Annotated in this window: 4 protein-coding genes; 2 read left to right on the top strand and 2 right to left on the bottom strand. The window is 59.0% G+C overall.

What is annotated here, in order from left to right; all coding sequences use genetic code 11:
• Positions 1 to 120 precede the first annotated feature (120 nt).
• Both DKK66_RS17955 and DKK66_RS17950 read right to left on the bottom strand, forming a co-directional pair.
• Positions 121 to 1,878, bottom strand: a complete 1,758-nt coding sequence (locus DKK66_RS17955; RefSeq protein ID WP_131360261.1) for a hybrid sensor histidine kinase/response regulator — start codon at positions 1,876 to 1,878, stop codon at positions 121 to 123.
• Positions 1,878 to 2,483 carry a response regulator transcription factor gene (locus DKK66_RS17950; protein ID WP_131360259.1) on the bottom strand — a complete coding sequence of 202 codons (606 nt, stop codon included), beginning with the start codon at positions 2,481 to 2,483 and terminating at the stop codon, positions 1,878 to 1,880. Before DKK66_RS17950 ends, DKK66_RS17955 begins: the two co-directional genes overlap by 1 nt.
• A 372-nt stretch (positions 2,484 to 2,855) precedes the next feature.
• Between DKK66_RS17950 and DKK66_RS17945 the strand changes: the two genes are divergently transcribed.
• Together DKK66_RS17945 and DKK66_RS17940 are read left to right on the top strand one after the other, a co-directional pair.
• Positions 2,856 to 4,550: a ShlB/FhaC/HecB family hemolysin secretion/activation protein gene (locus tag DKK66_RS17945; protein WP_165494224.1), complete on the top strand. Its 1,695-nt coding sequence runs from the start codon at positions 2,856 to 2,858 to the stop codon at positions 4,548 to 4,550.
• An 11-nt stretch (positions 4,551 to 4,561) separates the two neighbouring features.
• Positions 4,562 to 13,609: a hemagglutinin repeat-containing protein gene (locus DKK66_RS17940; RefSeq protein ID WP_131360255.1), complete on the top strand. Its 9,048-nt coding sequence runs from the start codon at positions 4,562 to 4,564 to the stop codon at positions 13,607 to 13,609.
• Positions 13,610 to 13,627 lie beyond the last annotated feature (18 nt).

Below are 13,627 nucleotides of genomic sequence, written 5' to 3'. Positions count from 1 at the left end.
TAAAAACCGGATGACAGCCGGGATATCGGCCAGCGGCGGATTTTGCTGTCAGGATATTTGCTGATGTCGTGTAGGGCGATTCCTACAAGACATCAGCATCAGCTCTGCTGCATTGCGGCATCAGACAGCACTCAGTATCTGCTGCAGGCTGCCATACAAGGCAGCGGCATCCACCGGCTTGTGCAGCAGTAATGCGCCGCTGGATTGTGCCTCGCGCAAGCGATTGGGCGCGGTGTCGCCGGTCATGATGATGGAGGGCAGGGTGCGTCCCAGCTGCTGGTAAATCTGCTTGAGCACCTGCTGGCCGGTCTGGTTGCCGCGCAGGCGGTAGTCGGCAATCACCACTTGCGGCTGGAAGCTGTCCAGGCAGTCCAGCGCCTCGTCAGCGCCTTCCACCGTAAGAATGCGACAGCCCCAGCAACCCAGCAGCGCTTCCATGGCCGAGCGCACCGCGTAGTCGTCATCAATCACCAGAATCGGCACCGCTTGCAATGGCAACTGGCGCGGTGCGCTGCTGACGGCTTCCTCCATGGTGACCGGGCCTGCCAGCCGCGGCATGGTCAGGCGGAACACCGAACCGCGGCCCGGGCGGGATTGCAAGCCGACGGTCAGCCCCATGGTGTGGGCCAGGCCGCGCACGATGGCCAGCCCCAGGCCCAGGCCCTTGCGCCGGTCACGTTCCGGGTTGCCCAGCTGGTGGAATTCGCGGAATACCTCTTGTTGCTGGGCGGCAGGAATGCCGATGCCGGTATCCCAAACCTCGATCAGCAAATGCTCGCCACGCTGGCGACAGCCAATCAAAATGCCACCGCTCTGGGTGTAGTTGATGGCATTGCTGATCAGGTTGCGCAGGATCAGCTCCAGCAGGCTGGGGTCGGTATACACCTGTACCGCACTTTCCCTTACCCGGAACACCAGGTTCTTGCCATTGGCCAGCGGTGCGAATTCGCATTCCAGCTTGTACAGCACACTTTGCAAGGCCAGCTGGCGTGGCCGGGCTTCGATGACACCGGCTTCCAGCTTGGAGAAGTCCAGCAGGGTGTCCAGCATTTCACAGGCGGCGGAGGCCGAGGCCTCGATATGCTCCAGCAGCTCGTCCTGTCTGGCATCCAGTGCCGTGGTTTTCAGCGTGGCCAGAAACAGGCCCAGTGCGTGCATGGGCTGGCGCAGGTCGTGGCTGGCCGAAGCCAGGAATACCAGCTTGGCGCGATTGGCTTCTTCCGCCTCGTGCAAGGCCTGCGCGGCGCGGCCGGTTTGCTCGCGCAACTGGTCCACCAGCTCGCGGTTTTCAAAGCGCAACTCGATGGAGCGGCGCGCCACGCGGGCGTAGTTCAGCGCAAAAACCAGCAACACCACCAGAAACAGCGGCACGCCCAGAAACATGGGCAGGTAGGCGAGGTTGCCGGTGGCCAGAAACACCCCCCATACCGGCAGGATGGACGGAATGAAAAAACTGACCGCCACCGGCAGGCAAGGCGAAAAAATGGCCAGCGCTGCTGCGCTCATGCCGGCAATCATCGACAACAGGCTGATGGCAGTGGGCGGGAAGTTAAGGTCCATGTACAGCCCGCCGGCGATGCCCCACAGGCTGCCCAGCACCACCAGCAGCATGGTCATGGCGCGGGCATAGCGTGGCGCATTGGCTTCGGACAGACGGTCCGGCAGGTAAAAGCGGCCAAAGTGTCCGGCAGCACAGCCGGCTCCCATCAGCGCCGACCAGGCCAGGATGCCCGGATTGCCGGTGCTGATGAGCACCCCCAGTGCCATCAGCAAGGACGCGAGGAAACAGCCCAGCATGGCAATGCCGAAGCTGTGGTCGATCAGCTCCATTTGCGCTGCCAGCAGGCGCGGCGGGTCGAAGCGTGGCAGCCAGCGCATCAGCGCATTACCTGTACCAGGCCACGACGCTGGGCTTCCAGCACCGCCTCGGTTCGGCTGTACACGCCGAATTGTTCCAGGATGGCGGCCACATGCACGCGCACGGTGTTTTCCGACAGGCCCAGGCTATTGGCAATGGCCTTGTTGGACCGGCCCAGACACAGCTCGCTGAGCACCTCCAGCTGGCGCGGAGTCAGTTGCGAGCCGCGGCCTGTCGCCTTGGCCGGAGCCGCGTCGGACAGTGCCTCACCGCGCAGGCAGCGCTCCAGCGCCTGGTCAATCTGTTCGACACTGGCGGACTTGGTCAGCACCCCGGCAATGTCCGGCGTGGTGCTGGCCTGCTCCGGGCTGGCCGACAGAATGATGATGCGAGCGGACTGGAAATGCCGACGCAGCACGTGAATGCCATCAAGGCCGTTCAGGCCCGGCAGTTGTATGTCCAGCAGGATGATGTCCACCGGCGTGCTGCCAAACTGGTGGATGGCATCCATCACGGTGCCGGCTTCGAGAATGTCGGCGACTTTGTCATTGTTTTCCAGTACCAGGCGCAAGCCGGTACGGAACAGGGCGTGGTCGTCGATGAGAAGCAGTCTGGCGCTGAGCATGATTAGGTTGTGATCTTGGTTGTAGGAGCAAGGCCAATTTGGTCTGACTTTCAATCAATATTATTTTCTGTTTTTCCAGTGAAGCGGTAATCCAAAAAGACTAGGTCTAACAGAAAAGACTATTTCTTGCGTCTGATACCGATATGACAATACCCCGGCTTTGAAAAATGCGTGGTGAATCGCAAGGTGATGCCAGATTTCTGTGCTAGCAGAACGGTAGCAAATCCGCAATCCACCGGTTATGGCAATGCAGGGCAAGCACATTAAGCAAGCTGCCGATTAACGTCAATCACCGCGCCAGGTTCTTAGCAAATTCAAAAAATACTAATGATTGGGGTTGTCATGTTCGGGTGGAAGTTAAAAAGAAGCACGGTGTTGCTGTGGCTTGGCCTTGGGGCGCTGGCAGAACAGGTGATGGCGGCCAGCGATATCGATGCGGCCAGTCGTCAGGCAGATCTGATCCAGCAGCGTCAGCAGCAGCAATTGCAGCAAGACCGGGAGCAAGCACAGCGCGCTATCGCACCCGGTGGGGCGGACCTGAAAACGCTGGTGCCAGCACCTGCAGTCCCTGCCGAGCTGACACCACAATGCCATACCATTCAGCACATTGTCATCCGTAATCGTCCGCATTTGTCTGCCGCGGTCGTGCAGGAAATCGATGCACGATATGCCGGCCATTGTCTGGGTGTGAATGAAATCACCCAGATCATGGGCCTGGTAACGCGAGATTACATTGAACGCGGTTATGTCACTACCCGGGCTTATTTACCGGCTCAGGATCTGCACACAGGCACGTTGTTGATTGATGTGGTGGAAGGGGTGATAGAGCAACTCAAACAAGACGACGGTGCAGCACGCCTGCCGCTGAATACCAGTTTTCCCGCTGGAGCAGGGCAATTACTGAATCTGCGTGACCTGGAGCAGGGCATCGACCAGCTCAACCGTTTGCAATCGAATAATGCCACGCTGGATATCCAGCCCGGCAGCCAGCCCGGTGGCAGCAATGTTGTCATTCATAACCAGCCAAGCCGCCCGGTGCATTTGTTTGTCTCTTACGATAATCAGGGCAGCGTGAGCACAGGGGCCAATCAGGGCGCGGCAGCCTTGACGCTGGATAATCTGGCCGGTCTGGGTGAAATGTTTACCGTTACTCATCGGGAATCCATTCCGGTGAGCAACAAGGAGCATTATTCGGCATCTGACGACTTCAACCTGTCGTTGCCCTATGGCTACAACACCTTTTCGCTGGATGTAAATCGCTCGCGTTATATCAATGTGCTGAGTCTGCCCAGTGGCGCGCAACAAACGGCAGAAGGCAATAACAAGATCAGCACCATTGGCTGGAACAGGGTGGCATATCGCGACCAGGTGTCTCGCTTGACGTTTGGTGCCGGGCTGACCACCAAAGATGCCCGCAATTACTTTGCCCAGCAGTTTCTCAGCGTCAGCAGCCGCAAGCTGAGCGTGCTGGATTTGAAAGCATCGTACTCCACCGCCATCCATAACACGCAGTGGTCACTGGACCTGGATTACGCCCGTGGCCTGGCCGAATTCGGTGCCATGCACGATGCGGGCATCCTGCCGGGTGAGCAGCCGCATGCGCAGTTCCAGAAAGTCACTGCGGACCTGCGCGTCCACTTGCCATTTGACCTGCTGGGCAAGGCATTCAGTTACGACAGCGAAGTGTTTGCCCAGCAAGCCTACGACACGCTGTATGGCTCTGAGCAACTACTGATTGGCAGCATTTATTCGGTGCGCGGCTTCGTCAATAACAGCTTGTCCGGTGATACCGGCTATTACTGGCGCAATGATCTTTCCATGGCGCATCAATTCCGCATTGGCGGAGAAACCCTCAACGGCAAGATTTATGCCGCACTGGATACCGGCTGGGTCAGCAACAGGAACCCGGACTTGCAAGGCGGCCGCCTTACTGGCGCGGCCATTGGCCTGCAACTGCGTTGGCGTGGCCTTAGCTGGGATCTGTTCCGCTCTGCGCCCGTTGACAAACCAGCCACTCTGTCTCGCGAACCTGCACAAACCTGGTTCCGCGTCTCTGCTGCATTGTAAGGATTCAAGCCATGAACAAGATTTATCGCCTGGTATGGAATGCCAGAAAAAACTGCTGGATGGCAGCAGCAGAAATCGCCCGCAGTGCTGGCCCGCGTGCTGCCACCGTTCGTAGTGCCGCCATGCTTTCGTTATTGGGTAGCAGCCTGCTGGCTCAGGCTGCCACCCCGCAGCCCAGTGTGACGCCGACCGGCGGCAATACCCGCAGCTATACCGTGGCTAACGGTGCCACCGTAGTGGATATCGCCACCGCTAATGCAGCTGGTGTTTCCAGCAACCAATACACTCAGTACAACGTCAATAGCCAGGGCCTGGTGCTCAATAACGGTAATACCAGTCAATTGTCGCGTCAGTCGCAACTGGCCGGGCAGGTATACGCCAACGTCAATCTTGGCAATCAGGCTAGCCTGATTCTCAATCAGGTAGTCAGTACCAGCCGCAGCACGCTGGCCGGTTTTACCGAAGTGCTGGGCGGCAAGGCCGATGTGGTGGTAGCCAATCCCAACGGTATTAGCTGCTCGGGCTGTGGTTTCATCAATACAGACCGGGTGACACTGACTACCGGTTTGCCGGTGTTTGGCGGCAATGGCAGCCTGGCCGGTTTCAATGTCAGCCAGGGTGATATCCAGATCAACGGCAGCGGCATTAATGCCTCTACCCAGCAGATTCTCGACCTGGTCAGCCGCTCGGTATCCATCAGCGGTCAGGTAAACGTGCCGGACTTTGGCGTGTATGCCGGCCCCAACCGCTGGGACTACGCCAGTCGCCGGGTTACCGGCAGCGTCACACCCAGCGGCAATGCGCCCAGCTACGCCATTGATACCGCTGCCCTTGGTGGCATGTATGCCAACCGTATCTTTCTGGTGTCCACTGAGGCCGGAGTGGGGGTACGCATGGCGGGCAATGCAGCAGCCAATGGCGGCGACTTTACGCTCAGTAGCAACGGTAGCATTCAGTTGAGTAGTCAATTATCTGCCACCGGCAATGTGGCTGTCAGCGCAAACGGCAATGCCAGTTCATTACAGTTGAACGATGCCAGCATCAGCGCCGGACAAGACCTGACGCTGAGTAGCCAGGCCGGTAGCAGCCTGGTGGGCGGTGCGCTGTATGCCGGGCATGACTTGTCGCTTCAGGCCGCCGCGCTGAGTGACAGTGCCGACACCAATTCACAGCTCAATAATAATCAGCGTTTTGCCGCTCACGACCTGAACCTCGACATTACAGGCAGCGGCACGCTGGATGGCACGCAATGGGGCAGTGGTAACGGCAACTGGCGGGGAGGGTTTGCTGCCCTGACCATCGGCAACCAGGGTGCCACACTGTACGGCAGTCAGGGGATGCAACTTGTCAGCAGCAGTGGCGACCTGGCTCTGGGCAAGGCGCAAATCAAGACTGCTGGCGATATCAGCCTGCAGGCCGCAGGGGCGATCACAACCGTCGCAGATGCAGCGCAAGGCATTGAAAGCACAGCTGGCAACCTCACTGTGCGCGCGGCCAACGGCTTCGACAATGCGGGCAGCATCAGTGCCGACACTGGCAGCATCACGCTGCGCGCAGGCAATGGCAGCCATAACAGCGGCACCCTGTTTGCCGCCGGAAATCTGGACATTGCCGATACCACTGGTCATGCCGGTGCCAGCTTCAGTAACGATGGCACCGTACAAAGCAATGGCAACCTGCTGCTACAAGCGAGCAGCGCCAGCAACAGCGCCAGCGGCTGGATACAGGCGGCGGGCTACAGCAGCCTGCAACTGGCTGCCCTGAACAATAGCGGCAGCTGGCTGCTGTCCACGACCAATGGCAGCACTGCCGACAACATCAGCCTGAGCGGCAGTCTGGCTGACAGCGGTACCCTGCAATCTGCCCATGCACTGAATGTGACAGCCAGCAGTGCCGACCTCAGCGGCAAGCTGCTGGCGGCGGGCGATCTGGCCATTACCACCAGCGGCAACTACAGCAATCAGCAAGGTGCCGTCACCCAGTCCGGCGGCGCACTGGCATTAAATGCTGCCACGCTGAACAATGCCGGTACCCTCAAGGCCAATGCACTGAACCTGACTGCTGGCAACGGTTTTACCAATAGCGGCAACAGCCAGGCTGACAACGGCAATGCCGTATTGCGCGTCAACGGCACATTGAGCAACAGCGGCACCCTGTTTGCTGGTGGCAATCTGGATATTGCCGATGCCAACGGCGGCGGCAGTGAAAGCTTCAGTAATAGCGGCACCATGCAGGCCAATGGCAATCTGCTGTTGCAAGCTACAAGTGCCAGCAACAGCGCCAGCGGCTGGATACAGGCGGCGGGCTACAGCAGCCTGCAGCTGGCTGCCCTGAACAATAGCGGCAGCTGGCTGCTGTCCACGACCAATGGCAGTACAGCCGACAACATCAGCCTGAGCGGTAGTCTGACTGACAGCGGTACCCTGCAATCTGCCCATGCACTGAATGTGACAGCCAGCAGTGCCGACCTCAGCGGCAAACTGCTGGCGGCGGGCGATCTGGCCATTACCACCAGCGGCAACTACAGCAATCAGCAAGGTGCTGTTACCCAGTCTGGCGGCACACTGGGGCTGAATACTGCCACGTTGAGCAATGCCGGTACGCTCAAGGCCAATGCACTGAACCTGACTGCCGGCAACGGTTTTACCAATAGCGGCAACAGCCAGGCTGACAACGGCAATGCCGTATTGCGCGTCAACGGCACATTGAGCAACAGCGGCACCCTGTTTGCTGGTGGCAATCTGGATATTGCCGATGCCAACGGCGGCGGCAGTGAAAGCTTCAGTAATAGCGGTACCATGCAAGCCAATGGCAATCTGCTGTTGCAAGCTACAAGTGCCAGCAACAGCGCCAGCGGCTGGATACAGGCGGCGGGCTACAGCAGCCTGCAACTGGCCAGCCTGAACAATGCTGGCAACTGGCTGCTGTCCACTGCTGACAATAGCCAGGCAGACAACATCAGCCTGCAAAGTCCGCTGAGTAATGTGGGTGTTTTGCAGTCGGCCCATGCATTCAATCTCAGCGCCAATAGTGTCGACAACCAGGGCAAGCTGTTGGCAGCAGGCGATCTGGGCTTGTCACTCAATGGCACGCTAAACAATGAAAGCAATGCCAGCATTCAGTCCTCCGGCAGCTTGACGGTAAGCGGTGTCACCCAGCTGGACAATGGCAATGGTGCATTGTTGGCGGGCAACCGACTGACCGTGAATGCAGGCACGCTGAACAACAGCGGTACGGTACAGGGTGGTAGGGCAAGCGATAGCAGCCTGAATATCAGCGGTAGCCTGAGCAACAGCGGCAACGGGCTGATCAACATGGCCAGCCAGACTGGGGGGGCTGGTACGGTTACCGCCAGTAGCATTGATAACAGTGCCAGCTTGCAGTCTTATGGCGGCCTCAATGTGGTGATGGGCAGTGGCGGGCTGAGCAATAGCGGTACGCTGGTGGCTGATCAGGCCTTGAATATCAGCGGACAGGGGGGCAATCGCTACAATGTAACGGCCAATGGCACCATTCAGGGTGGCAGCCTGAATATCACGGCCGATACGCTCAGTATTGGCAGTGGCAAGGCGGTACAGTCGCAAGGCGACATGAATCTCGATCTGAACAGCCTGAGTTTTGGCAACAGTTCGTCCCGCATTGTTGCGGCACGTAGCGGTAGTGGCACCGGTACGCTGACCCTGCACAACGACCTCAATAACGATGCCGGCATTTATTCCGGTGGCGATTTTGTGGTGAATGCCACCGATATCACGGTGGGTAGCAATGGTGGCATCTCGGCACTGGGCAAGCTCACGCTGAATGCCCGGTGGGATGTGATCAACAGCGGTGCCTTGTATGCCGGAGATACCCTGCAGCTTAATAGTGGCTCGGGCGGCATGATCATCAATAACGGTACTGCCGACGGCCCGCTGGGCAGCATGCGTGCCGGTCGTCTGATCAGCCTGACTGCAAGCATCATCGACAACAGCAGCACCATCGAAAGCCAGGGCGACATCACGCTGAGCGCCCCGATCATTCATAACGACACCTATGGTGGCGACACCCGTTACTGGGGCAGTCCGCAATCAGTTTCCACCAGTTCGGTGTATACGTCGCAGGGCTACAATGGTTGCGGCTGTGTCGACCAGACCGAGTGGACGGACTACAGGAAAACCTGGACGATTCAGCAGACCTATGCCGATGGTGCCACCACGCTCAACAGCAAGCCGCAAATCATCGGCGCCGGGGTGGTCACGCTGCAAAACTTTGACCGGGTGACCAATCTGGCCGGGGTGATTTCGGCAGGCACGCTCAATCTGCAGGGGAACAGCGGGGCCAGCTTTGTCAACGACGACCTGGCGCTGCAAAAACGGGGCTACACCCAAACCTGGCAGCATTACATCAAGTACATTGCGGCTGGCCCGGAAAAGTACATCGACGACCCGGACCATAACAACAGCGGTGCATATGTGTCGCAGTACTATCCGGCGGTGTACTCCAGTGGCGCCGGAATTTACGCCGTCAATGGCATTAATGGCAACAGCTTCTCGCTCAGCAATACCAGCTCGGCTTATGGCAGTCCAAGCAGTGGCACCGGCCCCAATCTGGGTAGTGGTGCCAGCCTCAGCAGCGGCGCTGGCAGCACCAGCGGTGCCAGTGCAGGCAATGTGGTGGTGAGCAGCAATACCACCGGTAATGCCGCCGCCAGTGTCAGCACCAGTCAAGGCAGCAGCGGCCTGTCTGCTGGCAGCGCCAGCCTGGGTCAGGGGGCGACGCTTTCCGGCAGCATCAGTTTTGGTGGCCTGCATATCTCGCTACCGACAAATCCCAATGGCTATTTCGTGCCGGTCAGCCAGCCCGGTGCGCACTATCTGATTGAAACCAACCCACTGATGGGCGTGGACAATAACGCTACCGGCTCCAATTATCTGCTGAACTTGCTTGGCTTCAACCCGGACACTGCCCAAACACGTCTGGGCGATGCCAGCTATGAAACCTATCTGATCCAGCAACAGCTGATTGCCCAGACCGGCAATAATCTGCTGAAAGGCTATGCCAGCCAGAATGCGGAAATCCAGAAGCTGATGCAGAACGCCGCCAGCGATGCCAAAACCCTGGGTCTGACCCTGGGGCAGGCACCCAGCGCCCAGCAACTGGCCAGCCTGAAGCAGGATATCGTGTGGATGGTCAGCACCACGGTGAATGGCCAGAGCGTGCTGGTGCCGCAAGTGTTCCTGGCCCCGGCCACCATCGCCAGCATTCAAAGCGGGGCGGTAATTGCCTCCAGTAACATCAATCTCAAGCTGGATGCGCTCAACAATACCGGCGGCACCATCAGTGGCAGCAAGAGCCTGGATATCAGCAGCAAGGGCGACATCACCAATACCTCCGGCACCATCAGTGGCGGTAACGTCAACCTGGCATCCACCAATGGCAGCATCGTCAACCAGACGCTGACACAGGGAAGTGGCAATGACAAAAACTTTGCCACCAGCATTGGCAAGCAAGCGAGCATCAGCGCCACTGGCAATCTCGGTCTGACGGCTGCCAAAGACATCAGCAATCTGGGTGCCAATGTCAGTGCTGGTGGCAATGCCAGTCTGGCGGCCAAGGGCAATGTCACATTTGACACGCTGCAAGACAAGACTGTCTCCACCACCAGCCAGAGCACTAGTACGGCCTTCAACCGCTCCAGCACCAGCAGTACGGTCACCACGGTAAAGCAGATCAAGTCCGGGCTGAGCGTGGGTGGCAACCTTGATATGGCGGCCGTGAAGGACATCACGCTGGCGGGGACAGATGCTAACGTAGGCGGCAATGCCAAGCTCGACGCCAAGGGAAGTGTGCAACTGTTGGACCGCACCGACACCACCTCTACGCATACGGTGACTAGCCAGAGCGGTCTGGGTGTGGGCGGCGGTCTGTTCGGCACCTCGGTCACCACTACCGATACCAGCAAGGGCAACAGCGTGGGCAGCAGCCTGAAGGTGAAGGGCGATGCCACGCTCAATGCCGGTGCGGACATCACCCTGCGTGGTTCCGCGCTGGACGTGGCGGGCAGCGGCAGCCTGAATGCCAGCAATGTACAAGTGCTGGCCGGGCAGAACTATGAAACCCGCCAGGAGCAAACCAATACCACCACTTTCTTCAAGATTGTCGGCCCGTCCACTAGTAGTAAAACCGGTGCTGAAAGTAATGCGAACAGCACCAGCTCGGCCAGCAAGGGTCTGGCCAAGGCCGGTGCCGGCGCAAATGCTTCCGCCAATGCCTCTGGCCAGGCCAGTGCCGGTCTGGCGCTGATGAGCAATACCCAGACCACCAGCACCGACAGCAGTAGCAACAGTCTGGCTTCCAGCCTGCGTATTGGTAAAAACGGCAGTATCAATGCTGCGCAGAATATCGATATTGCCGGCTCCACGCTGAAGGCCGGTGGTGATTTGCAACTGAATGCCCAGCAAGTGGATATTCGGGCGGCGGAAAACAAATCCACTCATAGCAGCACCACTACAGAAACCACGGTGGGGCTGATGACCAAGGTGTCGGGTGATGCCGATGCCAGCGCCAAGGCCGATGCCAGCGCACAAGCCAAGAAAACCGCCATCGGCACCAAGGCTGCGGCGGCTGCCAGCGCCGATGCCAACGCCAATGGCCAGGCCAACCTGACCCTGCTGGACATCACCGCCACCAAGAACGACAGCAGCACGCTGACGCATAGCGGCAGTGCCGTGAGTGGCGGCAATGTCAGCATCAATGCCGGCAAGCAGCTGGCCTTGACCGGTTCGCAGCTCAGTGCCGACAAGGATATGCAGATCAAGGCCGGACAGGTCGTGGTGGGTACGGTGAAGGATGTCAGCACATCCAGCACCCAGCGCACCGATGTGTCGATCGGTTTGATGGCTTCCAGTAATAACAATGCCAATGCCGGAGCCAGTGTCGATACCGCTACCGTGGTCAATGCCAGCGCCGGGGCTTCGGCATCGGCCAGTTCAAACAACAAGCTGACCCTGCTCAAGGCTGTTACCGGCACCGATAGCAGCCTGGATGTGGTGAACCAGGGCTCGCAAATCAAGGCCGGTGGCAATCTGAAACTGGATGCCGGCAAGCAGCTGGATGTCACCGGATCCGGCATTGCCGCAGGTGGTAATGCCGACCTCAAGGCGGACAGCCAGCATTTCAATGCGGCACAGGATGTGCATCAGACCAGCAGCAGTAGCAACACCACTACGGCCGGCCTGTATCTGGATGCCTCCACCGGCGCTAATGCCACAGGCAAGGTAATGGCGGAAACCGGTGCCTCTGCCATGGTTGGTGCCGGTTACTACGTCAACAATAGCGGTAGCAGCAGCATGAAAGGCAGCACCACTGCCGTGGTGTCCCAGTTGAGTGCGGGCGGTGACATGAGTCGTACTGCCAGCAAGGATATTGTTGATACCGGTACGGCCATCAGCGCTGGCGGCAATTTCCGTCAGAGCGCCACCACCATCACCAGCAAGGCCGCCAGTGATACCAGCTACAGCAGTAGCAGCCATCAAAACTCTGAGGGACGGGTGGGTATGTATGCCGGGGCGTCGGCCTCGGCTACGGTCAGCGGCGGAGCTGCGGCCGATGCGTCGGTTGGTGGCAGCATCAGTGCCAAGCATGACGATGCGCAAAGCACCAGCAATGCCAGCACGGCACGGGTATCCACCATCAAGGTGGGGGGCGACTTCAGCAGTAACTCCAGCCAGGCCACCAGCCTGGAAGGCAGCCGTATCAGCAGCGGTGGTAACGTGGATCTGAAGGCGGGTTCGCTGGATTATCGTGCAGCCCAGAACACCAGCAGCACCACCGGTACGCAGGCCAATGCAGCAGCTTCCTTGCAGGTGAATGTGAATGCCGAACATGTCGTGGGCGGCGAACTGAGCATGGCGGGTGGCGGTGGCAGCAGCCAGTCGCGCAGCAGTACTGCCGTGGTGGGTGGTATCAGCAGCGGTGGTGGCATGAATATCACGGTGAAGGATGATGCCAGCTTTGCCGGCACTGCCTTGTCCAGCAAGGGAGATGTCAATGTGAACGCGGGCGGCAAGGTGAATTTTGCTGCCGCCAACAGCACCAGTCAGGCCACGTCCCGTGATGCCAGTGCCTCGTTCAGTGCCGGTGGCTCCACCGGTGGTGGCGTGGACAACAAGCAAAACAACGGCATGGTTTCAGCAGCGGCCAATTACAGTCAGTCTGACAGCCAGAGCACCAGCAAGACTGCTGCCACGCTGCAAAGCGGCGGCGCCATCACGGTGCGTAGCGGTGGCGACATGAATCTGGAAGGCAGCAAACTCAACAGCAAGGGTGATGCCACGCTGGCTGCCGGTGGTCAGTTGACCATCAGCGCCGCACACGATACGGCCAGCACACAGAAGATTGGTGCCGGGCTGAGTGCTGGTGGCAGTGGTGGTAGCAGTACTGACAAGGGCAAGGAAACCAAGGAAGCATCGGTCAGCGTCGGGTTGTCGGGCGAGTATGGACAGAGCCAGAAGGACAGCGCTAGCGTGGCCACGCTAAATAGCGGTGGCAAACTCAAGCTGTCTGCCGGTCAGGACATCAAGCTGGAAGGCACGGCATTGAAGGCAGGGGAAACGGTATCCGCTCAGGCGGGTGGTCAGGTCATCAAGCAAAAAGCAGTGTCGTCCAGCAGCGGGGTGGACCTGTCCGCAGGAGCCACGGTGACCTTGAAGAAAAAAACCACCAACGATACCGCAGCCAATGACACCACCAAGACGCAGACTGACCGCGACAAGCAAACCGCCCTGGCCAAGGAAGCGGCCGATGTGGTGAACAAGAAAAAAACCTCTGGCACCAATAGTCTGAGCAATGCCGGTGATGCCATCAGCAAGGCGGCTAATCAGCCGGAAAGCTCCTTGCTGGACAAGGCCAAGAACAGCAAGCTGGGTCAGGCGGCAGACAAGGTGATCACCAAGGGCAAGGAGCTGAAGGACAAGATCCCGGTGCGGGTGGGCGACTTGCAAGGTGGCGGCAGCCTGCAGCTGGAAAACAGCACGTCGGTGGATGTCAGCATCACCCAGGGCAAGGACAAACCGAACTAAGCCGGTTTGGCGCAACGC

Source organism: Aquitalea sp. USM4 (assembly GCF_004328945.1).
Taxonomy (GTDB): domain Bacteria; phylum Pseudomonadota; class Gammaproteobacteria; order Burkholderiales; family Chromobacteriaceae; genus Aquitalea; species Aquitalea pelogenes.
Note: the sequence above shows the minus strand (reverse complement) of the source record. Positions and strands in the feature narration are given on the sequence as shown.